Raw genomic sequence first — 25,468 nt, 5'->3', positions numbered from 1 at the left:
TCAAGACTTTGACACAGCAAATCCTATTGCCGTGAAGCACATCACTATTTCACGTGTTTATGAAAGGATTTTGTTATGCATGCGTGACGATTCCTCGACGCATGAAAATGCATGTAACTAGCGGTCGCGACTGGAGTTTCAAGCGCGCAAAGAAAAACCCGCCGATCAACGGCGGGTTTTTCCATACGCGATGGCATTGAGGCCTGCGCGATGCAGTGCGATCAGCCGCACCACACCCGCGCGTTGCGGAACATGCGCATCCACGGCGAGTCACCCTGCCACTCGGCCGGAGCCCAGCTCAGGTTGAGCGCGCGCGGGGTGCGTTCCGGGTGCGGCATCATGATGGTGACGCGGCCGTCACTGCTGGTCAGGCCGGTGATGCCGTCCGGCGAACCGTTCGGATTCAGCGGGTACTGGCTGGCAACGTTGCCGTGGCCATCGATGTAGCGCAGCGAGACACGTGCGGCGGCCTGGTCGACGGCATTGTCGAACACGGCCTGGCCTTCGCCATGCGCCACCGCCACCTGCAGGCGCGAACCGGCCATGCCGCGCAGCAGGATCGACGGCGATTCCACCACCTCCAGCAGCGCGGTACGAGCTTCGAACTGCTCGCTGGCGTTGCGGCGGAACTGCGGCCAGTGCTCGGCCCCCGGAATGATGCCCTTCAGCTGGCTCATCATCTGGCAGCCATTGCACACGCCCAGCGCGAAGCTGTCCTCGCGGGCGAAGAACGCAGCGAAGGCATCACGCAGCGCGCTGCGCTCCAGGATCGAGGTGGCCCAGCCACGGCCGGCACCGAGCACGTCGCCGTAGCTGAAGCCACCACAGGCGACCAGGCCGGTGAAGTCCTGCAGGGCCACGCGGCCTTCGATCAGGTCGCTCATATGCACGTCGAAGGCGCGGAAGCCGGCACGTTCGAAGGCGTTGGCCATTTCAATCTGGCCGTTCACGCCCTGCTCGCGCAGCACGGCCACGCGCGGGCGCGCACCGGTGCTGATGAACGGCGCCGCCACGTCCTCGTTGAGGTCGAAGCTGAGCTTGGGCTTCAGGCCCGGCGCCGTGAAGGCACGCGCAATCTCGCGCTCGGCGTCGGCGTTGGCCGGGTTGTCGCGGCGCTTCTGCATCGCATGGGTGACCGACCACCAGGCGTCGAACAGCGCGTCCCAGCGCCACTCGGCCAGGTTCTCGCCGCCCAGTGACACGCGCACCACCGGCGCGGTGGTCGGCTTGGCGATGCGCTGTGCGCATTCGGTCAGTGCGTGGCGTTCGACCAGGTCGGCGAACGCAGCACGGTCTTCGCGCGCGATCTGCACCACCGCACCCAGTTCTTCATTGAACAGGCTGCGGAACGGATCATCGCCCCAGGCATCGAGAGTGATGTCCAGGCCCAGGCGCGAGGTGAAGGCCATTTCGCACAGCGCAGCGAAGGCACCGCCGTCGCTGCGGTCGTGGTAGGCCAGCAGCAGCCCGGACTGGCGCGCATCGCGGATCAGTTCGAAGAAGCCACGCAGGCGCTGCGGGTCGTCCAGGTCCGGCGCGGCACCGGCAAAGGCCGGCAGATCGCCGTGGTCGGCATGCACCTGGGCCAGAATCGAACCGCCCAGGCGCTGCTTGCCGGCGCCGAGGCCGATCAGCCACAGCTCGCTTTCCACGTCGCGGTCGAGCAGCGGCGTCAGCTGCTGGCGCACGTCGGCCACCGGCGCAAACGCCGAGATCACCAGTGACACCGGCGACACGCTCTTGTGCGCTTCGCCCTGGTCGTGCCACTGCGCCTGCATCGACAGCGAGTCCTTGCCCACCGGGATGCTGATGTCCAGCTGCGGGCACAGTTCCATGCCCACCGCCTTCACTGCGTCGTACAGCAGCGCGTCTTCGCCCGGGTGGCCGGCCGCGGCCATCCAGTTCGCCGACAGCTTGATCTCATCCAGCGCATCGACCGGGGCCGCGCACAGGTTGGTCAACGCTTCGCCCACCGCCATGCGTGCCGAAGCAGCGGCGTCGAGCAGGGCCAGCGGGGTGCGCTCGCCGATCGACATCGCTTCACCGGACACGCCGTCGAAGTCGGCCAGGGTGATCGCCACGTCGGCCACGGGCAGCTGCCACGGGCCGACCATCTGTTCGCGTGCGGTCAGGCCACCGACGCTGCGGTCACCGATGGTGACCAGGAAGTTCTTTGACGCCACCGTCGGGTGCGCGAGCACGCGAAGGCCGGCTTCCTGCAGGTCCAGGCCGCCGGTCTTCAGCGCCGGCCAGCGCGGGGCCGACGGATGCGCGGTGTCGCGGTGCATCTTCGGCGGCTTGCCGAACAGCACATCCATCGGCAGGTCGATCGGCGCATCGGCCGGGGTGTGGCCCGGCACCGCACCGTAGGCCACCACCAGGTGTTCCTCGGCAGTCGCCACGCCAACCGCGGCGAACGGGCAGCGCTCGCGGGCACACAGTGCGGCGAACTCGGCCAGGCGCTCCTGGGCCACGCCCAGCACGTAGCGTTCCTGCGACTCGTTGCACCACAGCTGCATCGGCGACAGCGACGGATCATCGGTGGGCACCTTGCCCAGGTCGATGACACCGCCGACCTTGGAGTCGTGCAGCAGTTCGGGGATGGCATTGGACAGGCCACCGGCACCGACGTCGTGGAAGAATTTGATCGGGTTGTTGGCGCCCATCGCCACGCAGCGGTCGATGACCTCCTGGCAGCGGCGTTCCATTTCCGGGTTGTCGCGCTGCACGCTGGCGAAGTCCAGGTCCTCGGCGCTCTCGCCGGAGGCCACCGAACTGGCGGCACCGCCGCCCAGGCCGATCAGCATCGCCGGACCGCCGAGCACAATGACCGCATCACCGGCCTGCAGCTGGATCTTGTCGACCTGCACGCGGTCGATCGCGCCGAGGCCACCGGCCAGCATGATCGGCTTGTCGTAGGCACGCACCAGATCAGCGCCTTCCGGCAGCTCGAAGCTGCGGAAGTAGCCGAGCAGGTTCGGGCGGCCGAACTCGTTGTTGAACGCAGCGCCGCCAAGCGGGCCGTCGGTCATGATTTCCAATGCCGGTGCCATGCGCGGGTTCAGCGCGCGCGGCGCTTCCCACGGCTGCGGCAGTTCCGGAATGCGCAGGTGCGAAACCGAGAACCCGGACAGGCCCGCCTTCGGCTTGCCGCCGCGGCCGGTCGCGCCTTCGTCGCGGATCTCGCCACCGTTGCCGGTCGAGGCACCCGGGAACGGCGCGATCGCGGTCGGATGGTTATGCGTTTCCACCTTGATCTGGAACGCGCTGGGCACCTGCGGCTCGCGGCGGTATTCGCCGCTGGCCGGATCCGGGCGGTAACGCGACGCCGGATGGCCTTCGATCACCGCTGCGTTGTCGCTGTACGCGCTGAGCGTGTGCTGCGGGGTCTGCTGGTGGGTGTTCTTGATCATCCGGAACAGCGAGCGGTCCTGCTCCTGGCCGTCGATGGTCCAGCTGGCGTTGAAGATCTTGTGGCGGCAGTGCTCGGAATTGGCCTGCGCGAACATCATCAGCTCGACGTCGGACGGCGCGCGGCCGAGCGCGGTGAAGCGTTCGCGCAGGTAGTCGATCTCGTCCTGGGCCATGGCCAGGCCGAGGCGCTGGTTGGCAGCCTCCAGCTGGTCCACCGGCACGCGTTCCAGTTCACCGCGGGCCGGCGCCGAGAACAGCGCCTGGCCCTGTTCCACGGTCTCCAGCACCGACTGCGTCATCGGGTCGTGCAGCGCCTTGACCAGCGCCTGCTGGGCGGCGGCATCGGCCGGCCACCCCTGCACGTCGATGCGCAGGCCACGCTCGACCCGGCTGACCGGCTGGCCGGCACCACGGACCAGTTCGGTGGCCTTGCTCGACCACGGCGACAGCGTGCCCAGGCGCGGCACCACGATGCGGCTGACCGCGCCGTCGGCCACGGCTTCGGCCTGCGGCGCGGCTTCGAGGATGCGGCACAGGGTGGTCAGGTCGGGGGCGGCGCTGCCTTCGGGCTGCACGAAGTAGACGTGCCAGGCACCGCTGATGCGCAGGGAGGGCGCGATGGACTGCAGGCGGGATTCAAGACGTTCGCGGCGGAACGGCGACAGGGCGGGCGCGCCCTCGAGGACCATCATGTCCGGGGAACCGTAGTTGGGAAACGGGCCCGACATTGTACCGGAAGCGGGGGGTGGGCTTTGGCCGGGCGGCGCCCGGCACCCGCCGAAGCCAAGGCAACGGCAACAGCAACAGCAACGGCCAAGGCAACAACAGGCATTCCGTGGGCTGGCGGGGTGGTGGGGGCCAGCAGGACACGCCGTAAACCCGTCCATGGGGGCTCGATGGCGCCATCCATGGCGCCAACGGTCCTGCTGGTCCCCACCACCCCGCCTTCGACAGATTTCCGCGATCTGCAGTAGATCCACGCCATGCGTGGATGCTCCCCGGTAGTGCCGGCCGCTGGCCGGCAACCAGGAAATTTCAGAAATCAGGCATTGAAGAACGAAGCGATCGGCTTCTGCTTTTGATTTTTTGTTCTGTCTTCCGTGGCTGGCCGCGCAGGAACCTGTCAGGGGCCGGGTGGGTGGGCTGCGCAGGGGCGTGAGCCGCATGGATGCGGCGATCGAGCTTACATGGACGTACTTGCAGCGTCCCCTGCGCAGCCCACCCACCCGGCCAACCCTCAGAAACCCGCTTTCAGCGACCCACTCCAGCCACGAGGGGCTCCGCCGATGGCCGCCGACCGCGCGCCAGCGCCGCTCTCCGCCAAATCCCCGAACCATGCACTCGCTCACGGATTGACCACACGATTGATGACAACGTTGTCCCTACCTGGCGCCGGACTCTCTCCCCGGCCTCCCAGGTACCTCCGTCCGCCCCCTCCGTCGCCTTCCCGGGCGACGCCCGGACCTGCGTCACGCGCGGCGCCATCGGGGCCCGCGCGCCCTTTGATCGGAGACTTACCCATGTACGACCCGATTGTGCGCAGTGCCGAACGTTCGACCCGAAGCTGTCGTCCCCGCCGCCTGGCCTGGCTGCTTGCCCTGGCCGCCGGTACCGCCGCCCTGCCCGGCCTGGCGCAGGCCGCCAGCTGTGCCGGCGTGGCCCAGTGGGACCAGGCCAAGATCTACCGGGCTGGCGATACCCTGCAGAAAGGAGGCGTCCTCTATCGGGCGAACCAGGACATCTGGAACGCGCCGCCGGACCATCCGGCCGGTGCGCCCTACTACACCAACCTCGGTGCCTGCGATGGCAGCGGCGCCAACCAGCCGCCGGTGGTCAGCCTGACCTCGCCGGCCAACGGCGCCACCTTCAGCGCCGGCAGCACGGTCAACGTGACCGCCAACGCCAGTGATCCGGACGGCAGCGTCGCCAAGGTCGAGTTCTTCCGCGATGGCAGCACGCTGGGCGTGGCCACCAGTGCGCCGTACGCGGCCAGCTGGGCCAATGCCAGCGCCGGCAGCCACACCCTGCGTGCAGTCGCGACCGACAACAACAACGCCACCACCAGCACCGCGACCATCAACATCACCGTCAACGCCGCCGGTGGCGATACCACCGCACCGAGCGTGCCGGGCGGGCTGGCGGTCGGCACCCGCACCGCCAACAGCATCGCGCTCAGCTGGAGCCCGTCCACCGACAACACCGGTGGCAGCGGCGTGGCCGGCTACGACGTGTACCGCAACGGCAGCCTGGTCGGTTCACCGTCCAGCGCCAGCTACATCGATGGCGGGCTGACTGCCTCCACCACCTACCGTTACCGGGTTCGTGCCCGCGACAACGCCGGCAACGCCTCGGCCCAGGGCACCGAGATCAGCGCCACTACGCTGGCCGGCGACGGCGGCACCACCGGCAAGCGGGTGATCGGTTACTTCACCCAGTGGGGCATCTACGGCCGCAACTACCGGGTCAAGAACATCGACAGCAGTGGCTCGGCCGCACGCCTGACCCACATCAACTACGCGTTCGGCAATGTGCGCAACAACCGTTGCGAAGTGGGCATCACCCAGCCGTCGGATCCGAACAGCGGTGCCGGTGGCGATGCCTTCGCCGACTACACCAAGGCCTTCAGTGCCGCCGAGAGCGTCAGCGGCAGCGCCGATACCTGGGACCAGCCGCTGCGCGGTAACTGGAACCAGCTCAAGCAGCTCAAGGCCAAGTACCCGGGCATGAAGGTGCTGATCTCGCTGGGTGGCTGGACCTGGTCGCGTGGTTTCTCCAGCGCGGCGCGTCCGGAAAACCGCCAGGCCTTCGTCGCCTCGTGCATCGACGCCTACATCAAGGGCAACCTGCCGGTGACCGACGGTGCCGGTGGCGCCGGTGCCGCACTGGGCGTGTTCGACGGCATCGACGTCGACTGGGAGTACCCGGTGGCGTGTGGCATCGAATGCGGCAAGCCGGAGGACAACGCCAACTTCACCGCGCTGATGGCCGAGTTCCGCCGCCAGCTCGATGCGGTGCGTCCGGGCCTGTTGCTGACGGTGGCGGTGGGTGCCGGCATCGACAAGATCCGCGTCACTGATCCGGCCGCGTACCACCCGTACCTGGACTACATCAACGTGATGACCTACGACTTCCACGGCGCGTGGGATGCGAAGACCAATCACCAGTCGGCGCTGTTCGATTCGCCGAATGATCCCTCCACCGGCGACCAGAAGCTCTACAACAGCAACGACGCCATCGAGGCCTTCATCAGCCGTGGCGTGCCCGCCGCCAAGCTCAACCTGGGCATCGGCTACTACGGGCGTGGCTGGACCGGTGTGACCAACGCCAACAACGGCCTGTACCAGACCGCGACCGGCGCCGCCCCGGGCACGTATGAAGCCGGCATCGAAGACTGGAAGGTGCTGAAGAACCTGGCGTGGCCGGGCTACACCGACAACACGGCCGGTGCCACCTGGATCTACAACGGCAGCACGCTGTGGAGCTTCGACACTCCGGCCAACATCACCCGCAAGATGGGCTACGTGAAGACCCAGGGCCTGGGCGGCGCGTTCGTCTGGGAGTTCAGCGGTGACGATGCGCAGGGCACGCTGACCAAGGCGGTCAGTGATGGCCTGAAATAAGCACAAAGCCGGGGGCGCATTGTGCGCCCCCGGCCTCTGATCTGTAGCGCCGAGCCCATGCTCGGCTGATGGTCCCGCAGTCGAGCATGCCTCGACGCTACGATTCCGCGTCAGCGCTTCTCGGACAGCTTGTCCAGCGCCGCACGCAGCTGCGCCGGCGGCAGGTAACCGCCCAACTGGGTGCCATCCGGCGCGAAGATCGCCGGCGTGCCGTTCACGCCCAACTGCTGGCCCAGCGCGTACTGCATCGCCACCGGGTTGGTGCAGTTCTTGGCCGGCACACTGCCACCGCGCTTGGCGTTGGTCAGGGCCTGGCGGCGATCCGCTGCACACCAGACCGAAATCATGTCGGTGTAGTCCTTGCTGCCCAGGCCCATGCGCGGGAATGCCAGGTACTCGACCGAGATGCCGTTGCGGTTGAGCTCTGCGATGTCCTGATGCAGCTTGCGGCAGTAGCCGCACTCGATGTCGGTGAACACGCTGATGGTGTACTTGGCATTGGGCGCAGCGAATACGATGCGGTCGCCGTGGTTGGCCTTGGCCAGCAGATCGCGGCGGTAGCCGAGCAGGCCTTCGCTGTTGGCCGGGCCCTTGGCACGCGTGTCGTAGGGCTGCGACTGGAACAGGTAGCGGCCATCGTCGGACACGTACAGCAACTGGCCGGAGACCACGACCTCGCGGAAGCCGGGGAACGGCGCAGCGCCGATGTAGTCCACCTGGAAGCCGGGATTCAGGGCGGTCAGCGCGGCGCGTACGGCCTGGTCGGCCGAAGCGTTGGCGGCCGGGGCGGCCTTGGCCGCAGCCGCGGCGGGTGCCTTGGCGGCCGGCGGAGCCGGCTGGGCGCAGGCGGTCAGGCTGAGCGCACCGAACACGGCGGCGATGGCAAATCGGAGCATGGAGCGGTCCGCGACAGAAGAAGACCCCGGATTCTGACACAGCCGCCGCTACCGGGCCGCGACACTGCCCACCGTCCGAGGCCGGGGTTCAGGCCGCTGCTCAGCCGCGCGGATGGTGGCGCGCGTGCAGCTTCTGCAGGTGTTCGCGGGCCACCAGGGTGTAGATCTGGGTGGTCGACAGCGAGCTGTGGCCGAGCAGCATCTGCAGCGCGCGCAGGTCGGCGCCGCGGTTGAGCAGATGCGTGGCGAAGCTGTGGCGCAGGCCATGCGGGCTGATCCGCACCGGATCGATACCGGCCACCTGCGCGTGGCGCTTGACCAGATGCCAGAACGCCTGGCGGGTCAGCGCATGCAGCGTCGGCTCGACAAACAATGGGGTCTGCCCATCGGCCAGCGCCTGCACCTTGCCCTTGCCGACCAGCTGCGGGCGCGACGCCTGCAGATAGCGCTCCAGCCAGTGCTGCGATTCCTCGCCCAGCGGCACCAGCCGCTCCTTGCTGCCCTTGCCCGTGACCCTCAGCACGCCCTGGCGCAGGTTGACTGCCGTGGCCGGTAGCAGCACCAGCTCGCTCACGCGCAGGCCGGCCGCATACATCAGCTCCAGCATGGCGCGGTCGCGCAGGCCCAGCGGACTGTCGATGTCCGGCGCCGCCAACAGTGCGTCGATCTGGCTTTCGGCCAGCGCCTTCGGCAACAGCCGCGGCAGCTTCGGCGGGTCCAGCAGGGCACTGGGGTCCTCGCTGCGTTCACCACGGCGCACGCCATCGGCGAAGAACGCGCGCAGCGCCGACAGCAGGCGCGCATTGCTGCGCGGCGACCAGCCATGCCGGGTGCGCCAGGCCAGGTAATCGAACAGCCCCGGGCGCTCGATGCCGGCCAGGCCACCGTCGCGCCCATCCATCCAGCGCGCCAGCCCTTCCAGGTCGCGCCGGTAGCTGTCGAGGGTGGCGCGGGCCAGGCCGTTCTCGACCCAGATCGCATCGAGGAAGCGCTGGATGCGCGCGCTGTCGTCGGCGCGCAGCTCGGGCAGTTGCTGCACCAGCTGGCGGCGTTCGGCGGGGGTGGAAACAAGGGCCATGGGTGCAGGATACGAGGGCCACTGCGGGCACGGCCAGCTTTGCGTATGCTCGGCGCATGTCCCGCCCCGTCACCGACACGGCCCCTGCGGCCGCTACCGAAATGCCCCGCCCACGTGCCTTGTTGGCGTGGCGCGTGCTGGCGATGGTCTACGACGCACTGCCGGTGCTGGCGCTGTGGATGCTGGCCGGCACGCTGTTCACCCTCGTCTACACCTTCAGCGGCCACGCGCAGCGCGAGAACATCGCGCCGTTCAGTGCCTGGCAGTGGCTGCTGTGGGCGGTGTGCTGGGGAATCACGGGGTGGTACGCCACGGCCAGCTGGCGCCGTGGCGGACAGACGCTGGGCATGCGACCGTGGCGGCTGAAACTGCAATCGAGCGATGGCACGCCGCTGCGGCGCGGCCAACTGTGGCTGCGCTTCGCGGTGGGCTCACTGTCGCTGCTGCTGGGTGGACTGGGGTTCTGGTGGGCATGGGTCGACCGCGACCGCCTGACCTGGCACGACCGCGCCAGCGGCACCCGCCTGATGCGCATGCCGAAGCGGTGATGCACCACGTGTAGAGCCGAGCATGGGTTCGGCTCTACACGATCAACGCAGCGATCAGCCGGCTGGCGCCGGGTCCGGCAGGATCACCGCCGGCTGCGTCCAGAGGTCGAAGAAGGCGGACGCAAACGCATTGGCCTGCACATCGTCAGCCACCGGCGACTGTCCGCTCAACTGCGCACGGGTCTTCACGAACTCCTGCCACAGTTTCAGGCTGGCCTTCTTCAGGCGCTTCTGCTCGCCAGCATCGGTTGCGGCAAGGTACTGCGCGTACAGCTCGCGCATCGGTTTGCCCTGGGCCTCATAGGCCGCCGGAAGCGGCGGCAGCTGGGCGGCAGTGAAAGCCACCGATGCTGCCGGCGGCCGGTAGCCATCCGGCCCGAAAGCCTCCTTCAGCTCGTCCCCGGCATCCAGGTATTCGAAGAAGCCAGGCACGTTGTAGAGCTTGGTCCGGTAGTCGGACGAGGTATCCGGGCTGCTGGAGACCAACGTTTCAGGCAGCTCGCCCTTCAGTCCTGCGTCCCAACGGCGCGGAATGAAGAAGCCGGTCGCCTTCACGTAGGGACCCTCGATCTCCACATCGTTCAGTTCGATCTTCGATGCCAGGTTGCCGGTATTGGTTTTGCTGGTGACGTACTGCTCGGTGACGATCACGTACTCGGCCATGGCCGGGTTGATCAGCCCACCGATCCCGTCGGCGTAGACAACCATGCGTACGCTGCCGATCTTCTCGCTCTGCAGCCGGTACTGGCCCGGCTCCAGGACCAGGGGCATGGAGGTGTGCGGCGGCAGGGTATGCACCTGCTGGTCGACCGACAAGGTCAGCGGTGCATCCGTCGGGTTGTCGACCTCGAAGTCGACGGTGGACCGGCTGCAGCCGGCAGAAAGCAGCACGGCCGCGATGTACGGCAGAAAGCGTTGGAAGCTCATGTTCGTCCTTGAAGTGAAACGGAAACAGCCGGGCCTTGCCCGGCTCCCTGGGAATCAACCCGATTTGCGCCGGAACAGCAGTCCGGACACCGCCAGCATCACGATCGGTGGCAGCGCATAGGCAATGCGGTAATCGAACTTCAGCGCGCCGGCCATGCGGCCGAAGAACAGCTGCAGCAGCCAGAAGCCCAGCGCGAACAGGATGCCCAGGAACAGGCGCTTGCCCATGCCGCCGCTGCGCAGCGAACCGAACGCGAACGGCACCGCCGCCAGGCACAGCGCCAGCACGTTCAACGGGTAGAACCAGCGGCTCCAGTACACGTCCTCGAAGTCACGCGCGTCCAGCCCGTTGCGCTGCCGGTAGGTGATGCTGGTGCTCAGTTCGGCGAGGCTGAGGTTGCGCGGCTTGGCGATGCCGGTGGCCAATGCGGCCGCATCCAGCTTCGAATTCCACGGTTCGCGCGCGATTTCCTGGCGGGTCGCCGAGCGCTCGCCGAAGGTATCGCGACGTACCCCGGTCAGCACCCAGCCATCCCTGTCATGCTCGGCGGTGTCGGCATGGGTCAATGAGGCGATGCCCCCATTCTCGGCGATGCGGTACAGGCGCACGTCGCGCAGGATCAGGCGCGTGCCCTTGTCGCCGACCAGCTGCTCCTCGCCGCTCTGCGCGTTGAGGAAGGTATCGCCCTCGCGTGCCCACAGGCCCGAGTAGCGGCTGGTGGCGATATCCCGCCCCCACTTGGCGCTGGACTTCAACGCATCGGCGCGGTCCTGGCCCCAGGGGCCCAGGGTCTCGGCGCTGAACACCATCACCGCGGTCAGCAGCGACAGCGCAATCGCCACCGAAACGCTCAGGCGCTTGCGCGACAGGCCCAGCGCACGCAGCGCGGTCAGCTCCGAGGTCGCTGCCAGCTGGCCCAGGCCCATCAGTGCACCGATCACCGCGGCGGTGGGGAACATGGTGTAGGCGCGGCGTGGCACCGTGTACAGCACCCATGCGGCGGCATGGCCCAGCGTGTAGCCGTTCTTGCCGATGTCCTTGAACTCGCCGGAGAACGCCATCACCACGTCCAGGCCAACCAGCACGGCCCAGGTCAGCAGCACCGTGGTGAACACCGACCGGCCCAGGTACAGGTCGAAACGCATCGGGCGCAGCCTCATGCGCGGGCTCCCTTCGGGCGGCCCAGGCGGCCATCACGTGCATACATCCAGATTGCCAGCGCCAGCAACGGCAGGGTCAACCACCACAGGCCGAGCGCTGGGGGGATCTTGCCGTTGGCGATCCAGCCGCTGCCGATGAACATCAGATTGGTACCGACCATGTAGGCCATCAGCGCCAGCATCATGCGGCCGTAGCGCTGCTGGCGCGGCGAGCTGCGGCCCAGCGGCACGGTCAGCAGGGCGAACGCCAGCGCGATCAGCGGCGGCGCCAGGCGGCGGTGCAGCTGCGCCTGCGCCTGCGGACGCTCATCGCCGATCAGCTGCAGGGTCGGCATCAGTTCCGGGTCATCCTCGGTGCGGGTCTGCGCGCCATCGGGCAAGGCCACGTCATTGCGGGCGAAGGTCGCCAGGCGGTAGTCCAGGCCACCGGCCACCGGCCCTTCCACCTGGTGGCCGTCATCCAGCTCCAGGAAGCGCTGGCGGGTACCTTCGAAGAACATGCGGCCGCCATTGGCCGACACCACCTCCAGGCGGTCATCCTTCTGGCGCTGCAGGAACACCTTGCCCAGCTGGGTGCCATCGGGCGAGATCGAGGACAGGTAGACCACGCCGCCGTTGGGCAGCGGGGTGAAGCGGCCCGGCTCCAGACCGGCCATCAGCACGCTGCGGTTGGCCTCGATGATCATCTGCTCGGCCACCCGGCCGGCCCACGGGCCCAGCCACAGCGAGCAGGCGCCCACCAGGGCCACCACCGGCACCACCAGCATCAGCAGTGGCCGCAGCAGTCGCTTGGGGCCGACACCAATGGCGGTGATCACTGCCATTTCCGAGTCGCGGTACAGGCGCGCGATGGCCAGCAGCAGGCCCAGCATCAGCGCCAGCGGCAGGATCAGCGGCAGGTAGGCGATGAACTGCAGGCCCAGCTGCGAGAACAGCAGCTTGGCCGGCAGGCGCCCGTCGGCGATGTTGCCGAGGATGTCCACCAGCACGCCGCCCACGCTGACCACCAGCAGGACGATCAGGGTAGCCAGGAAACTCTGGACGAAATCGCCCAGCAGGTATCGGTCGAGCTTCAACATGGGGCGGTGGTTTAAACTCTGGGGTTCGTTCGCGGTGCCGCCCAGTCTACTGTCTGGGCGTAAACGGCCTGCGATTGTACGGACTCGCCAATGGAATCTGCTCAATGGCCCTCGAATTCACCCTGAACCACGTTGCTCCGGCCGCCGCCACCGTCGATTGCCTGGTGGTTGGCGCGTATGCCGACCATACCCTGACCCCGGCCGCACAGGCCCTGGACGCCGCCAGCGGTGGCCGCCTGGCCGCCCTGGCCCAGCGCGGCGACCTGTCCGGCAAGACCGGCGCCACCACCCTGCTGCATGACCTGCCGGGCGTGACCGCCCCGCGCGTGCTGGTGGTCGGCCTGGGCGAAGCCGCCCGCTTCGGCGTGCCGCAGTACCTGAAGGCCGTCGGCGACGCCGTGCGCGCGCTGAAGGCCGGTGCTGCCCGCAGCGCACTGTTCACCCTGTCCGAAGTGGCGGTGAAGGACCGCGACGCGGCCTGGGCGATCCGCCAGGCGGTGATCGCCGCCGATCATGCCGCGTACCGCTACACCGCCACCCTGGGCAAGAAGAAGGCCGACGACGCCGGCCTGGCCCAGCTGGCCATCGCCGGTGACGACGCGCAGGCCCTGGCCCAGGGCCAGGCCATCGCCGCCGGTGTCGAGTTCGCCCGCGAGCTGGGCAACCTGCCGCCGAACTACTGCACCCCGGCCCATCTGGCCGAGGTCGGCGTGAAGTTCGCCGGCGAGCACGACGGTGCCGAGGCCGAGATCCTCGACGAGACCCAGATGGAAGCACTGGGCATGGGCTCGCTGCTGGCCGTGGCCCGTGGTTCGGCCAACCGCCCGCGCCTGGTCGTGCTGAAGTGGAACAATGGCGGCGACGCCAAGCCGTACGTGCTGGTCGGCAAGGGCATCACCTTCGATACCGGTGGCGTCAACCTGAAGACCCAGGGCGGCATCGAAGAGATGAAGTACGACATGTGCGGTGGCGCCAACGTCATCGGCACCTTCGTCGCTGCGGTCAAGGCCAAGCTGCCGCTGAACCTGGTGGTGGTGGTGCCGGCGGTGGAAAACGCCATCGACGGCAACGCCTACCGCCCGTCTGACGTGATCACCTCGATGTCGGGCAAGACCATCGAAGTGGGCAACACCGACGCCGAAGGCCGCCTGATCCTGTGCGACGCGCTGACCTACGCGCAGCGCTTCGAGCCGGCCGCGCTGGTCGACGTCGCCACCCTGACCGGCGCCTGCATGGTCGCCCTGGGCCACCAGACTGCCGGCCTGATGAGCAAGCACGACGATCTGGCCAACGAGCTGCTGGCCGCCGGCGAGCAGGTGTTCGACCGCGCCTGGCGCCTGCCGCTGTGGGACGAATACCAGCCGATGCTGGATTCGACCTTCGCCGACGTCTACAACATCGGCGGCCGCTGGGCCGGTGCGATCACCGCCGGCTGCTTCCTGTCGCGCTTCGCCGAAGGCCAGCGCTGGGCCCACCTGGACATCGCCGGCGTGGCCAGCGATGAAGGCAAGCGTGGCATGGCCACCGGCCGCCCGGTCGGCCTGCTGAGCCAGTGGCTGCTGGACCAGGCCGCCCGCGCCTGATGCCGTACCCGACCCTGGCCGGCCCCGCCGGCCAGGGCCTCGCCCGGCACTGCCGGGCCCCTGCCTGACCCGGACCCTGCCATGCCCCGCGCCGACTTCTACCTGATCGCCAAGCCCCGCTTCCTGACCGAGCCGTTGCGCCTGGTCTGCGAGCTGGCGCGCAAGGCCAACGACGCCGGGTTGTTCACCCTGGTGCTGGCCCGCGACCAGGCCCAGGCCGAGGAGCTGGACGAACTGCTGTGGGCGTTCGACAACGATGCCTACATCCCGCACCAGATCGCCGGCGAGGACATGGACGAGGAAGAAGCCCTGGTGCTGATCGCCGTGCCGGGCACCGAGGCACCGGCGCGCCCGCTGGTGATCAACCTGCGTGATGAACCCTGGCTGGGCGAGTGCGAGCGCGTGCTGGAAGTGGTTCCGGCCGACCCGGAAGCGCGCGAACCGCTGCGCGAACGCTGGCGCCAGTACAAGACCGCCGGTTACGACCTAAACAAGCACGACATGTAAGTCCAGCGAGGACCCCTTGATGCGCCTGTTGATCGCCCTGATTCTTCCCTGGCTGTCCTTCTTCACCATCGGCCGGCCGTTTGCCGGCATTGTCTGCCTGATCCTGCAGATCACCCTGATCGGCTGGCTGCCCGCCGCGATCTGGGCCGCCTACGCGGTCAGCCAGTACCACACCGACCAGAAGATCCGGCGCGCCCTCGGGCCGCGCTGATCTCCCTTCCGCCTTGATTACCGGTTCCCCCGCATGACCCAACTCGCCTCCAGTTACGACCCGAAGTCCTTCGAGACCGACCTCTACGAGGCCTGGGAGAAGGCCGGCCACTTCAAGCCGTCCGGCACGGGCGAGCCTTACACCATCCTGCTGCCGCCGCCGAACGTGACCGGCACCCTGCACATGGGCCACGCCTTCCAGCAGACCCTGATGGACGCGCTGGTGCGCTACCACCGCATGCGTGGCTACGACACGCTGTGGCAGGTCGGTACCGATCATGCCGGCATCGCCACCGAAATGGTGGTCAGCCGCAACCTGGCGCTGGAAGGCAAGGGCGAGACCCGCGATTCGCTGGGCCGCGAAGGCTTCATCGGCAAGGTCTGGGAGTGGAAGCAGCAGTCCGGCGACACCATCGAACGCCAGATGCGCCGCCTCGGCACCTCCGCCGACTGGTCGCGCAGCACCTTCACCATGGACCCGCAGCCGTCGGCGGCGGTCAACGAGGCCTTCGTGCGCTGGTACGAGCAGGGCCTGATCTACCGCGGCCAGCGCCTGGTCAACTGGGACCCGGTGCTGAAGACCGCCATTTCCGACCTGGAAGTGGAAAGCGCCGAGGAAGACGGCTTCCTGTGGTCGATCGCCTACACGCTGGATGAGGGCCTGAGCTACGAACACGTCGAGCGCGATGCCGACGGCGTGGAAACCCTGCGCGAAACCCGCGACTACCTGGTCGTCGCCACCACCCGCCCGGAAACCCTGCTGGGCGATACCGCGGTGATGGTGCACCCGGAAGACGAGCGCTATGCACATCTGATCGGCAAGAGCGTGGTGCTGCCGCTGACCGGCCGCCGCGTCCCGGTGATCGCCGACGACTACGTGGACCGTGCCTTCGGCACCGGCGTGGTCAAGGTCACCCCGGCGCACGATTTCAACGACTACGAAGTGGGCGTGCGCCACAGCCTGCCGATGATCAACCTGTTCACCCCGGTGGCGGCGCTGAACGAAAACGCGCCGGAGCGTTTCCAGGGCCTGGACCGCTACGCCGCGCGCAAGGCCGTGCTGGCCGAGCTGGAAGACCTGGGCATCCTGGTCGAGACCAAGGCGCACAAGCTGCAGGTGCCGCGCGGCGACCGTACCGGCCAGGTGATCGAGCCGTACCTGACCGACCAGTGGTTCGTGAAGATGGACGACCTGGCCAAGCGTGGCCTGGAGCTGGTCGAAGACGGCAGCATTTCCTTCGTGCCGCCGAACTGGATCAACACCTACCGCCACTGGATGAACAACATCCAGGACTGGTGCATCAGCCGCCAGCTGTGGTGGGGCCACCGCATTCCGGCGTGGTTCGACGAAGCCACCGGCAGCTGCTACGTCGGTCGCAGCGAAGAGGAAGTGCGGGCGAAGCACAACCTGGGCAGCGACGTGGTGCTGAACCAGGAAAGCGACGTGCTGGAGACCTGGTTCTCCTCGCAGCTGTGGCCGTTCTCCACCCTGGGCTGGCCGAACGAACAGGCCATGGCCGAGCGCGGCTTCGACCGCTACCTGCCGTCGTCGGTGCTGATCACTGGCTTCGACATCATCTTCTTCTGGGTGGCGCGCATGATCATGGCCACCGACAACCTAGTCGGGAAGATCCCGTTCAAGGACGTCTACTTCACCGGCCTGATCCGCGACGGCCAGGGCCAGAAGATGTCCAAGAGCAAGGGCAACGTGCTCGATCCGCTGGACATCATCGACGGCATCACCATCGACGATCTGGTCGCCAAGCGCACCGGCGGCCTGATGCAGCCGAAGATGGTGGAGAAGATCGAGAAGGCCACCCGCAAGGAATTCCCGGACGGCATTGCTGCCCACGGTGCCGATGCGCTGCGCTTCACCATCGCCGCGCTGGCCACCCACGGCCGCGACATCAAGTTCGACATGAACCGCGCCGAGGGCTACAAGAACTTCTGCAACAAGCTGTGGAACGCCAGCCGCTTCACCCTGATGAACACCGAGGGTGCAGCGTTCACCGGCGTGCCGACCCCGCGCACCGATGCCGAGCGCTGGATCCTTGCGCGCCTGGCGGCGGTGTCCACCGAGGCGCAGGGCCACTACGCCAACTACCGCTTCGACCTGCTGGCGCAGTGCCTGTACGAGTTTGCCTGGAACGAGTTCTGCGACTGGTTCCTGGAACTGAGCAAGCCGGCGCTGAACGGTGCCGATGCCGCCGACGCCGAAAGCACCCGCCACACCCTGCTGTACGTGCTGGAAGCGCTGCTGCGCCTGCTGCACCCGCTGACCCCGTTCATCACCGAACAGCTGTGGCAGCAGCTGGCCCCGCGACTGGGCCTGACCGAAACCACGCTGTCGCTGCGCCCGTACCCGACCGCCGCCGAGTTCGAAGGCGATTTCGCCCAGGCCGAGGCCGACGTGGAATGGCTGAAGGCCGTGATCAGTGCCGTGCGCCGCGTGCGCAGTGAGCTGAACGTCGCGCCGTCCAAGCTGGTGCCGCTGCGCCTGCAGGCCGGTCTGGAGCAGGACCGCGTGCGCATCGAACGTTTCAGCGCCTCGCTGTCGTTCCTGCTCAAGCTGGACAGCATCCAGTGGCTGGCTGAAGACGAAAGTGCACCGCCGGCTGCCGCCGCGATCGTCGGTGAACTGAAGCTGCTGGTGCCGCTGGAAGGCCTGGTCGATCTCGATGCCGAGCGCGCGCGCCTGGACAAGGAGATCAAGCGCGTGGAAGGCGAGCAGGAGAAGAGCGAAACCAAGCTGGCCAAGTTCACCGACAAGGTGCCGCCGGCGGTGGTCGAGCAGGAACGCGTGCGCCTGATCGACTGGAACACCCAGCTGGCCGGCCTGCGCGAGCAGCGCGCGAAGCTGTAAGCGCCTCGCTCTGGTGCGTGCCAACCAAGGTTGGCACCTACCACGGTGGGAGAGGTTGGCACCTACCGAAGCGGAATCGGAAACGCCGGGCGATGCCCGGCGTTTCCATTTCTCCCGCATGGCATCATCGCTGGATGCCGCTTTCCATCTTCCTGCTGGTTCTCGCCGCTGCAGCCCTGCACGCCAGCTGGAACGCGATCGTCAAGCGCGGGCCGGACAAGTTCCTCGGCACCGTACTGGTGACCGGCAGTGCCGCGCTGCTGTCGGCTGCCGCCCTGCCCTTCCTGCCATTTCCCGCCGCGCACAGCTGGCCGTGGCTGGGCGCGTCGGTGCTGCTGCAGGTGACCTACTACGGCCTGGTCGCACGCTGTTACCAGCAGGTCGACATGAGCCTGGCCTACCCGCTGATGCGTGGCAGCGCGCCGATCCTGGTCGCGTTGGCGGGCACCCTGCTGGGCGAGCAGCTGCCACCGGCAGCGTGGCTGGGCGTCGTACTGGTCAGCACCGGCATCCTGTGCATGGCATTGGGTGCACGTGGCGGCCAGCTGCGCCTGCCGCTGCTGACCGCGGCGATGATCGCCACCTACACCCTGGTCGATGCGCAGGGCGCGCGTCAGTCCGGCAGCGCACTCAGCTATACGTTGTGGCTGTTCCTGCTGTCGGGCATTCCACTGCCACTGTGGGCGCTGTACACGCGCCGCGACGCGGTGCTGGACTATGCGCGACAGCACTGGCCGCTGGGGCTGGCCGGTGGCGTCGGCACCACCGCCTCGTATGCGATGGCGTTGTGGGCAATGACCCAGGCGCCGGTGGCGATGGTCTCGGCGTTGCGCGAATCGTCGATCCTGTTCGCGTTGCTGATCTCGGTGTTCCTGCTGCGCGAACGGATTCCGCGCGCGCGCTGGCTGGCGGCGGCGTTGATCGTCGGGGGTGTGTTGGCACTGCGGCTGGCGTGAGGAAAACGTGCCAACCAAGGTTGGCACCTACCACGGCGGGTGACGTGTCGATGGCAACGGAGATCCATCGGTAGTGCCGGCCGCTGGCCGGCAACCCTGCTCCGTTACAGCGGCGGCATCGCCTGCAGGTCGCCGTCGACCAGTTCGATCGCCATCACCACCGCGTCTTCGCGGCCCTGTGCGGCCGGGTAGTAACGCGGGCGGCGACCGATCTCGTTGAAGCCTTCGCTGTGGTACAAGGCCAGCGCGGGTGTGTTGGACGGACGCACTTCCAGGAACACACGCTGCGCACCCCGGTCGCCGGCCAGCTGTACCAGCGCGCGCAGCAACTGACGTCCGAGCCCACGCGACTGCGTCAGTGGATCGATGCAGACGTTCAGCACATGGGCCTCGTCGGCCGCGATGCTGAGCACGCCATAGCCGATCAGCTGGCCATCACGCTCCATGGCCAGGCCCGGATAGCCCGCACGCAGGCAGTCGACGAAGATGCCGCGGGTCCAGGGAAACGGATAGCCGCGTACTTCAATCGCCATCACCGCGTTGAGGTCGCTCTCGCGCAGCGCGCGCAGGCTGACCGGACCGGGCTGGCTGACCGCACTCATGGCGCGCCCCGCTTGCGCAGGGCGCGCAGCTGCGGCCACAGCGCGCGCTTGGCGGCCGGGTCCTGACGCAGCTGGTCCAGCGGCCAGCTGTCCATCAGCGCCTGCGTGGCCGGATCATTGGGATTGCAGCCGGACGCGCGCAGCAAGGCGATCTGCAGGCGATCCGGCAGGCGCACCACCGGCTGCCGGGCATTGCCGCCAGGCAGCGGCCGGGCAGCCGCGGGCGCGGTGTCCGGTGCGCTGACCGGGGTCTCGCGACGCGCTGGCGCCGGGCGTTCCTGGCGGGAAACCGGTGCGGCCGCAGCCAGAGGTTCGCGCGCGGGTGCGGTTGGCGCCCGCGCCTGCTCCGCCGCTGGTGTGGCAGCCGCCTCGGCGTCGGCCACGCTCAGCTGCAGCGCGGCATCCAGCTCGGCGGCCAGCTGGCCGTCGTGATAGACGGTGTAGCCCATGGCCTGCAGCCAGGCCTGCTGGGCCGGTGACCACAGCACGGGCAGGTCCCCGCTCACGCGGCCTCGGGCTTCTTGCGCAGGCGCTGCACGGCCCACATCACCGGGCCCGACAAGGCGTACAGGATGCCCACCGCGAACAGCACGCGCGGCAGATCGATGACCGCAATGGCGATCGCCACTGGCACCAGGGCCAGTACCAGGAACGGCACGCGGTCGGAGCGGGTGCCCTTGGCGCCGCCGCCCTTGAAGCTCCAGAAGCGGATGCGGCTGACCATCAGCAGCGCCGCGATGATCGTCACCGCCAGCGCCACGTAGCGCAGCTGGTTGCCGTCCCAGCCCAGGTTGCCATCGGCGAACGCCCAGACGAAGGACATCATCAGGCCGGCCGCGGCCGGGCTGGCAAGGCCGACGAACCAGCGCTTGTCGACCACCGCTACCTGGGTATTGAAGCGGGCCAGGCGCAGCGCCGCGCAGGCGGCATACAGGAAGGCCACGGCCCAGCCGACGCGACCCAGCAGCGGGTCGTCGAACTTCAGCCACGACAGCGACCAGTGGTACATCACCAGCGCCGGGGCCATGCCGAAGCTGACCAGGTCGGCCAGCGAGTCGTACTGCACGCCGAATTCGCTGCTGGTGCCGGTCAGGCGCGCCACGCGCCCATCCAGGCCATCCATCACCGCCGCCACGAACACGGCGATGCTGGCGTTGACGAAGTCCCCGTTGGCCGCGGCGATGATCGCGTAGAAGCCAGCAAACAGGCCGGCGGTGGTGAACAGGTTGGGCAGCAGGTAAATCGTGCGCGAACGCGGCGGCGGTGTGATCGGGTCCATGGAATCCAGTTTAATCGACTTGCCAGTGCTCGGCGCCAATGCTGCAATCGGCGTTCTACGCCCATTCCGTGGAGTTTGCCATGCGTGCCCTGTCCTGCCTTGGATGCCTGCTGCTGTTGGCCAGTGCCAACGCCGTGGCCGGCCCGGTCTACAAATGGAAGGACGCCAATGGCGTGACCCAGTATTCGGAGACCCCGCCGGCGGGCAGGAAGTTCGAGACCCGGGCGCAGGCGCGCAGTCCCCAGGCGGCGGCCAGCGCCGAGACCCCGGCCGCGCCGGTGCCCGAGCAGTGCAGCACCGCCCGCGCCAACCTGGCCCTGCTGGACGGCGGCGGCCAGGTGATGCAGGACACCGATGGTGATGGCAAGGCCGATACCCCGTTGGCTCCGGAGCAGCGCAGCGCGCAGAAGGGATTGGCTGAAGCCGCCATCAAGGCCTACTGCCCGGCGGAGTGAGGGTTATCGGCAGGGCTGCGCCCTGCACCTGCCGAGACCAAAGCAACGTCAACGGCAACAGCCGGCTCTGGGCTTTCCGTGGGTTTGGCGGGGCGGTGTGGGCTGGCAGGACACGCCGTAAACCCTTCCATGGGGGCTCGATGGCGCCATCCATGGCGCCAACGGTCCTGCCAACCCACACCGCCCCGCCTCTGACAGTTTCCTGCTGCTGTTGGTAGGTGTCGACCTTGGTCGACACGCTGGATCCACGCCATGCGTGGATGAATCTCCATGGAAATCGAATAGTTCGAGAATTGATCGAACAGCAGCCGAGCATGGCTCGGCCCTACAAAAGGGCGACAGATCGCGGAAAACTGTCGAAGGCGGGGTGGGTCCGGTTGCTGGGGCGTGAGCGCCATGGATGGCGCGACCGAGCCACAGGGACGTATTTACGGCGCCCCCCCGCAACCGGACCCACCCCGCCATCCCACGGGAAGCCCGCTGTTGCAGTTGCAGTTGACGTTGCTTGAGGCGGGTGCAGGGCGCAGCCCTGCCGATACCCCTCCCCCCGGCCGGGCTGGCAGAATAGGCGTCTCTGCCGTTATCCGAAGCCGACGATGCGCCTCTCCCAGTTCCACCTGCACACCACCAAGGAAACCCCCAGCGACGCCGAGCTGACCAGCCACCGGCTGATGCTGCGCGCGGGCATGATCCGCAAGCTGGCATCGGGCCTGTACACCTGGTCGCCGCTGGGCCTGCGCGTGCTGCGCAAGGTCGAGCGCATCGTGCGCGAGGAAATGGACCGCGCCGGTGCCGTGGAATTCCAGATCCCGACCATCCAGCCGAAGGAACTGTGGGAGCAGACCGGGCGCTGGCAGAAGTTCGGCCCGCAGCTGCTGAAGATCAAGGACCGCAAGGACCAGGTGTTCTGCTACAGCCCGACCGCCGAAGAAGCCGCCTGCGACTTCGCGCGCAGCGAGCTGTCCAGCTACAAGCAGCTGCCGGTGAACTTCTACCAGGTGCAGACCAAGTTCCGCGACGAGATCCGTCCGCGCTTCGGCGTGATGCGTTCGCGCGAGTTCCTGATGAAGGACGCCTATTCGTTCCACCTGCACGATGAGTGCCTGGTGCGCGAGTACGAGAACATGAAGTCGGCCTACAGCCGTATCTTCACCCGCCTCGGCCTGGACTTCCGCATGGTGCAGGCCGACTCCGGCGCGATCGGCGGTGATGCCTCGCAGGAATTCCACGTCATCGCCGATTCCGGCGAAGACGCGCTGGTGTTCTCCACCGGTTCGGACTACGCGGCCAACATGGAAGCGGCGATCGCTGCCGATCCGGCACCGCGTGCGGCCGCCAGCGAAGCCATGCGCAAGGTCGATACCCCCACCCAGAAGACCTGCGAGGATGTCGCGGCGCTGCTCGGCATCGACCTGCAGCGCACGGTGAAATCGGTGGCGCTGATGGCCGGCGAAGGCAAGGCACAGCAGTTCGTGCTGCTGCTGGTACGCGGCGACCATGAGGTCAACGAGATCAAGCTGGCCAAGGTTGCCGGCCTGGACGAACAGCGCTTCGCCAGTGAGGCGGAAATCGCCGAGCACCTGGGCAGCGTGCCGGGCTTCCTCGGCCCGGTCGCCCCGACGAAGGCCATCCGCGTGGTGGCCGATCGCGAAGTGGCGGCGATGTCCGACTTCGTCGTCGGCGCCAACGAAGCCGGTTTCCACCTGGCTGGCGTCAACTGGGGCCGCGACCTGCCGGAACCGGAAGTGGCCGACATCCGCAACGTGCGTGCCGGTGACCGCGCGCTGGACGGTGGTGAACTGAAGATCGCCCGTGGCATCGAAGTCGGCCACGTGTTCCAGCTCGGCCGCAAGTACGCCGAAGCGCTGGATGCCACCGTTCTGGACGAGAACGGCAAGGCCGCGGTGATGGCGATGGGCTGCTATGGCATCGGTATCTCGCGCGTGGTGGCTGCCGCGATCGAACAGAACCATGACGATGCCGGCATCATCTGGCCGGACGCGATGGCGCCGTGGCAGGTGGTGGTGTGCGTGATCAACCCGAAGGGCGACGCCGCCGTGGCCGACGCCGCGGCCAACCTGCTGCAGGAGCTGCGCGATGCGGGCCTGGACGCGGCACTCGACGACCGTGGACTGCGCCCGGGCGCGATGTTCGCCGACATGGAACTGATCGGCATCCCGCACCGCGTGGTGGTGAGCGAACGTGGCCTGGCCGCCGGCACCTACGAGTACCGTTCGCGCCGCGCCAGCGAAGCGGAAAGCCTGGACAAGGCCACCCTGCTGCAGCGCCTGCAGGGTTGATCAGGAAAAGACCGGGGCATGCCCCGGTCTTTTTTTTGCCTGACGCCCATTTGAGCAATATTGCAGCGGACATAATCCGGTCAAAATCGACGCAATGCAGCCGGGATGCTGCCAGGCCATGACCGGTCTGCATTTGTGCTGGGATTAATTCATCTTTATTCTGTCCCGCGACGCCAGGGACTGGCTCGTCCCGTCCACTTATTAGTTTCCGGAGTAACCGTAAATGAGCATTGACCTGACCGGCCTGTCGGCACGCGAGCTGGGCGCCCTGATCCGCACCGCCAAGAAACAGCAGACCATCGTCGCCAAGCGCCGGCCGATCACCAAGGTCCGGGCACAGCTGACCAAGCTGGCCAAGACCGAGGGTTACACCATCGAGGAACTGTTTGGCGACGCCCCGGCCCCCCGCGCGCGCAAGGTGGCCAAGGCCGCCAAGGCACCGTCGAAGACCGCTGGCCGCAAGCTGGGCAAGGTTGCGCCGAAGTACCGCAACCCGGCCAATCCGAAGGAAACCTGGACCGGCCGTGGCAAGCAGCCGCGCTGGATGGCCGAGCTGACCGCCAAGGGCAGCAAGAAGCCGGAAGATTTCCTGATCAAGAAGGCCTGAGGCCGGATCGGGATGCAATGAAAAACGCCGGCGAAAGCCGGCGTTTTTTCATTCCCCGGAAAGGAAAGGTGTGTGGACCAACGGTCCACACCCACAGGAAGCAGCCCAGAGGGCAATTACAGGGTTTTGCGGGCCGGCATCAGCAGGTTGCCGAACAGCAGGCCAGCGACCAGCGCCATCACCACGTTGAGCACGGTGAGGAACACGCTCTGGCCGGCGCCCACGTCTTGCTGCTGGACCAGGGTCAGCACGCCGCGCAGGCTGGTGCTGCCGGGCACCATCATGATGATGCCGGGCAGGCGGATGATTGCGCCCGGGCGGCCGACGAGGCGGCCGAACAGATTGCCACCGGCGGTCAGCAGCATCGCCGACAGGAAGATGCCAGCCGGCGCCCCCCAGGCGTGGCCACCGAACTTGGAGATCGCATAACCAGCGACCGAGGCCGCGATCACCCACGGATAATCGCGGCGGTTGGCCTTGAACAGCATCGCGAAGGCAAACGCTGCGGTCAGCAGTGAGCCCCACTCCACCCACGGCCCCTGCGGCCGCGTGGCGCGGATCACCGGATCGAGCCCGAGCACGTCGGCCAGGGTCACCGCGATCATCGCGCCGACGCTGAGCTTCATGATGGTGGTCAGCGCGCCGGCAAAGCGCGCGGTACCCGACACCCAGTGCTGGCTGGCCAGCTCATTGACCGCATTGGTCAGCGACATGCCGGGCAGCAGCACCACCAGCGAGGCGATGATCACCGTGTTGAGGTTGAGCGCGCCGATGAAGGACGCGACCAGGGTGGCGACCAGGCCGGCCAGCAGCGCGGCCAGTGCCTCGGCGGCTTCGCGGGTGGCCGGGCGACGGTCGGTGACCATGCCGAGCAGGCCGATCATCAGGCCGATGACACCGGCGGTGGCAATGTCCAGCCACGGCAGCTTCCACATGCCGGCCACGCCGGCCGCGCCGAGGGTGAACGAAAGGATGGTGCGCAGCTTGCCGCGCCGGCCCGGATCCTTGTCCAGCTGGCGCAGCGCGGTGTGGCCCTGGGCGATGCTCATCCGCCCGTTGGCCACTTCCTCGGCGATATGGTCGGCCACGCTGAGCTTGTGCAGGTCGTTCTCGCCGGGGGCCAGGCGGATCACGCGGGTGATGTCACTGGAGCCGATCGCCTGCGCAGGGTCGCTGAAGCTGAGAATGATACCGGTGGGATTCGACCACGGTTCACAATCCAGATCGAGCTGGCGGGCCAGTGCCACCACTGCCGTTTCCAGGCGCTGGGCCGTTGTGCCATAGCTGTGCAGGCGTCCGGCGATCTCGGAAACGAAGGCCACGCGCTGCGCGTAGGTGGCCTGGGGCGTGGGGATCGTGTGAGCGTCTGCGGACATGCGCCGT

Annotated in this window: 20 protein-coding genes; 10 read left to right on the top strand and 10 right to left on the bottom strand. The window is 67.7% G+C overall.

Features of this window, described 5'->3' with window-relative positions; all coding sequences use genetic code 11:
• Positions 1–221: 221 nt before the first annotated feature.
• Positions 222–4,106 (bottom strand): phosphoribosylformylglycinamidine synthase, encoded by a 3,885-nt coding sequence (gene purL / locus ACZK5G_RS02845; protein ID WP_478465274.1) that lies wholly within the window; start codon positions 4,104–4,106, stop codon positions 222–224.
• An 828-nt stretch (positions 4,107–4,934) separates the two neighbouring features.
• Between purL and ACZK5G_RS02840 the strand changes: the two genes are divergently transcribed.
• Positions 4,935–7,034, top strand: a complete 2,100-nt coding sequence (locus ACZK5G_RS02840; RefSeq protein WP_478465272.1) for a glycosyl hydrolase family 18 protein — start codon at positions 4,935–4,937, stop codon at positions 7,032–7,034.
• Positions 7,035–7,144: 110 nt separating this feature from the next.
• Here the strand turns inward: ACZK5G_RS02840 and ACZK5G_RS02835 are convergent, their stop codons facing one another.
• Together ACZK5G_RS02835 and xerD are read right to left on the bottom strand one after the other, a co-directional pair.
• Positions 7,145–7,930 (bottom strand): DsbC family protein, encoded by a 786-nt coding sequence (locus ACZK5G_RS02835; RefSeq protein ID WP_049424945.1) that lies wholly within the window; start codon positions 7,928–7,930, stop codon positions 7,145–7,147.
• A 100-nt stretch (positions 7,931–8,030) separates the two neighbouring features.
• Positions 8,031–9,008, bottom strand: coding sequence for a site-specific tyrosine recombinase XerD (gene xerD, locus ACZK5G_RS02830; RefSeq protein ID WP_478465270.1), 978 nt, complete (start codon positions 9,006–9,008; stop codon positions 8,031–8,033).
• A gap of 56 nt (positions 9,009–9,064) precedes the next feature.
• On the opposite strand from xerD, the gene ACZK5G_RS02825 reads away from it, so the two are divergent.
• Positions 9,065–9,556 (top strand): RDD family protein, encoded by a 492-nt coding sequence (locus ACZK5G_RS02825; protein ID WP_478465269.1) that lies wholly within the window; start codon positions 9,065–9,067, stop codon positions 9,554–9,556.
• Between the two features lie 54 nt (positions 9,557–9,610).
• On the opposite strand, the gene ACZK5G_RS02820 is transcribed toward ACZK5G_RS02825, so the two are convergent.
• From ACZK5G_RS02820 to lptF, 3 genes are read right to left on the bottom strand one after another with little or no spacing between them, the layout of a single operon-like run.
• Entirely contained in the window at positions 9,611–10,483 is an 873-nt protein-coding gene (locus ACZK5G_RS02820) for a hypothetical protein (protein ID WP_478465267.1), read from the bottom strand.
• Positions 10,484–10,537: 54 nt separating this feature from the next.
• Entirely contained in the window at positions 10,538–11,644 is a 1,107-nt protein-coding gene (gene lptG, locus ACZK5G_RS02815) for an LPS export ABC transporter permease LptG (RefSeq protein WP_049424937.1), read from the bottom strand.
• Positions 11,641–12,723: an LPS export ABC transporter permease LptF gene (gene lptF / locus ACZK5G_RS02810; RefSeq protein ID WP_032128008.1), complete on the bottom strand. Its 1,083-nt coding sequence runs from the start codon at positions 12,721–12,723 to the stop codon at positions 11,641–11,643. Before lptF ends, lptG begins: the two co-directional genes overlap by 4 nt.
• 104 nt (positions 12,724–12,827) lie before the next feature.
• Here lptF and ACZK5G_RS02805 point away from each other — a divergent pair, with 104 nt between their 5' ends.
• The 5 genes from ACZK5G_RS02805 to ACZK5G_RS02785 all read left to right on the top strand — a co-directional run bounded on the left by ACZK5G_RS02805 (position 12,828) and on the right by ACZK5G_RS02785 (position 18,842).
• Positions 12,828–14,306: a leucyl aminopeptidase gene (locus tag ACZK5G_RS02805; RefSeq protein WP_125892550.1), complete on the top strand. Its 1,479-nt coding sequence runs from the start codon at positions 12,828–12,830 to the stop codon at positions 14,304–14,306.
• An 81-nt stretch (positions 14,307–14,387) separates the two neighbouring features.
• Positions 14,388–14,813: a DNA polymerase III subunit chi gene (locus ACZK5G_RS02800; protein WP_032128006.1), complete on the top strand. Its 426-nt coding sequence runs from the start codon at positions 14,388–14,390 to the stop codon at positions 14,811–14,813.
• Between the two features lie 19 nt (positions 14,814–14,832).
• Positions 14,833–15,024 (top strand): YqaE/Pmp3 family membrane protein, encoded by a 192-nt coding sequence (locus ACZK5G_RS02795; protein ID WP_012510005.1) that lies wholly within the window; start codon positions 14,833–14,835, stop codon positions 15,022–15,024.
• 33 nt (positions 15,025–15,057) lie between these two features.
• Positions 15,058–17,886 (top strand): valine--tRNA ligase, encoded by a 2,829-nt coding sequence (locus tag ACZK5G_RS02790; RefSeq protein WP_478465266.1) that lies wholly within the window; start codon positions 15,058–15,060, stop codon positions 17,884–17,886.
• A gap of 134 nt (positions 17,887–18,020) precedes the next feature.
• On the top strand, positions 18,021–18,842 hold the full coding sequence (locus ACZK5G_RS02785; RefSeq protein ID WP_478465264.1) for an EamA family transporter: 822 nt from the start codon (positions 18,021–18,023) through the stop codon (positions 18,840–18,842).
• Between the two features lie 104 nt (positions 18,843–18,946).
• On the opposite strand, the gene rimI is transcribed toward ACZK5G_RS02785, so the two are convergent.
• Genes rimI through pssA form a run of 3 tightly spaced genes read right to left on the bottom strand, consistent with a single transcriptional unit; the run spans position 18,947 to position 20,723 of the window.
• On the bottom strand, positions 18,947–19,444 hold the full coding sequence (gene rimI, locus ACZK5G_RS02780) for a ribosomal protein S18-alanine N-acetyltransferase (protein ID WP_032128003.1): 498 nt from the start codon (positions 19,442–19,444) through the stop codon (positions 18,947–18,949).
• On the bottom strand, positions 19,441–19,950 hold the full coding sequence (locus ACZK5G_RS02775) for a hypothetical protein (RefSeq protein ID WP_149908765.1): 510 nt from the start codon (positions 19,948–19,950) through the stop codon (positions 19,441–19,443). Before ACZK5G_RS02775 ends, rimI begins: the two co-directional genes overlap by 4 nt.
• The gene (pssA, locus tag ACZK5G_RS02770) at positions 19,947–20,723 is read right to left on the bottom strand and encodes a CDP-diacylglycerol--serine O-phosphatidyltransferase (protein WP_019660986.1); all 777 of its coding nucleotides are present in this window, start codon (positions 20,721–20,723) and stop codon (positions 19,947–19,949) included. The genes ACZK5G_RS02775 and pssA overlap by 4 nt, the downstream gene beginning before the upstream one ends.
• Before the next feature lie 80 nt (positions 20,724–20,803).
• On the opposite strand from pssA, the gene ACZK5G_RS02765 reads away from it, so the two are divergent.
• From ACZK5G_RS02765 to ACZK5G_RS02755, 3 genes are all read left to right on the top strand, one after another.
• Complete coding sequence (locus ACZK5G_RS02765) at positions 20,804–21,178, top strand: DUF4124 domain-containing protein (RefSeq protein ID WP_100437948.1); 375 nt, start codon at positions 20,804–20,806, stop codon at positions 21,176–21,178.
• Between the two features lie 596 nt (positions 21,179–21,774).
• Complete coding sequence (locus ACZK5G_RS02760) at positions 21,775–23,478, top strand: proline--tRNA ligase (protein ID WP_478465261.1); 1,704 nt, start codon at positions 21,775–21,777, stop codon at positions 23,476–23,478.
• 223 nt (positions 23,479–23,701) lie between these two features.
• A complete protein-coding gene (locus tag ACZK5G_RS02755; RefSeq protein ID WP_132809137.1) occupies positions 23,702–24,085 on the top strand; it encodes an H-NS histone family protein in 384 nt (127 codons plus the stop codon).
• A gap of 116 nt (positions 24,086–24,201) precedes the next feature.
• Here the strand turns inward: ACZK5G_RS02755 and ACZK5G_RS02750 are convergent, their stop codons facing one another.
• Positions 24,202–25,461: a threonine/serine exporter family protein gene (locus ACZK5G_RS02750; RefSeq protein WP_049398420.1), complete on the bottom strand. Its 1,260-nt coding sequence runs from the start codon at positions 25,459–25,461 to the stop codon at positions 24,202–24,204.
• Between the last annotated feature and the right edge of the window lie 7 nt (positions 25,462–25,468).

The sequence above is a fragment of the Stenotrophomonas sp. 62841_Sma genome, from assembly GCF_056482945.1.
This window is presented reverse-complemented; position numbering and strand designations above follow the sequence as displayed.

Coding starts and splice junctions, on each gene's coding strand:
- purL (WP_478465274.1), bottom strand. CDS start 4,106: ATGATGGTCCTCGAGGGCGCGCCCGCCCTGTCGCCGTTCCGCCGCGAA.
- ACZK5G_RS02840 (WP_478465272.1), top strand. CDS start 4,935: ATGTACGACCCGATTGTGCGCAGTGCCGAACGTTCGACCCGAAGCTGT.
- ACZK5G_RS02835 (WP_049424945.1), bottom strand. CDS start 7,930: ATGCTCCGATTTGCCATCGCCGCCGTGTTCGGTGCGCTCAGCCTGACC.
- xerD (WP_478465270.1), bottom strand. CDS start 9,008: ATGGCCCTTGTTTCCACCCCCGCCGAACGCCGCCAGCTGGTGCAGCAA.
- ACZK5G_RS02825 (WP_478465269.1), top strand. CDS start 9,065: ATGTCCCGCCCCGTCACCGACACGGCCCCTGCGGCCGCTACCGAAATG.
- ACZK5G_RS02820 (WP_478465267.1), bottom strand. CDS start 10,483: ATGAGCTTCCAACGCTTTCTGCCGTACATCGCGGCCGTGCTGCTTTCT.
- lptG (WP_049424937.1), bottom strand. CDS start 11,644: ATGAGGCTGCGCCCGATGCGTTTCGACCTGTACCTGGGCCGGTCGGTG.
- lptF (WP_032128008.1), bottom strand. CDS start 12,723: ATGTTGAAGCTCGACCGATACCTGCTGGGCGATTTCGTCCAGAGTTTC.
- ACZK5G_RS02805 (WP_125892550.1), top strand. CDS start 12,828: ATGGCCCTCGAATTCACCCTGAACCACGTTGCTCCGGCCGCCGCCACC.
- ACZK5G_RS02800 (WP_032128006.1), top strand. CDS start 14,388: ATGCCCCGCGCCGACTTCTACCTGATCGCCAAGCCCCGCTTCCTGACC.
- ACZK5G_RS02795 (WP_012510005.1), top strand. CDS start 14,833: ATGCGCCTGTTGATCGCCCTGATTCTTCCCTGGCTGTCCTTCTTCACC.
- ACZK5G_RS02790 (WP_478465266.1), top strand. CDS start 15,058: ATGACCCAACTCGCCTCCAGTTACGACCCGAAGTCCTTCGAGACCGAC.
- ACZK5G_RS02785 (WP_478465264.1), top strand. CDS start 18,021: ATGCCGCTTTCCATCTTCCTGCTGGTTCTCGCCGCTGCAGCCCTGCAC.
- rimI (WP_032128003.1), bottom strand. CDS start 19,444: ATGAGTGCGGTCAGCCAGCCCGGTCCGGTCAGCCTGCGCGCGCTGCGC.
- pssA (WP_019660986.1), bottom strand. CDS start 20,723: ATGGACCCGATCACACCGCCGCCGCGTTCGCGCACGATTTACCTGCTG.
- ACZK5G_RS02765 (WP_100437948.1), top strand. CDS start 20,804: ATGCGTGCCCTGTCCTGCCTTGGATGCCTGCTGCTGTTGGCCAGTGCC.
- ACZK5G_RS02760 (WP_478465261.1), top strand. CDS start 21,775: ATGCGCCTCTCCCAGTTCCACCTGCACACCACCAAGGAAACCCCCAGC.
- ACZK5G_RS02755 (WP_132809137.1), top strand. CDS start 23,702: ATGAGCATTGACCTGACCGGCCTGTCGGCACGCGAGCTGGGCGCCCTG.
- ACZK5G_RS02750 (WP_049398420.1), bottom strand. CDS start 25,461: ATGTCCGCAGACGCTCACACGATCCCCACGCCCCAGGCCACCTACGCG.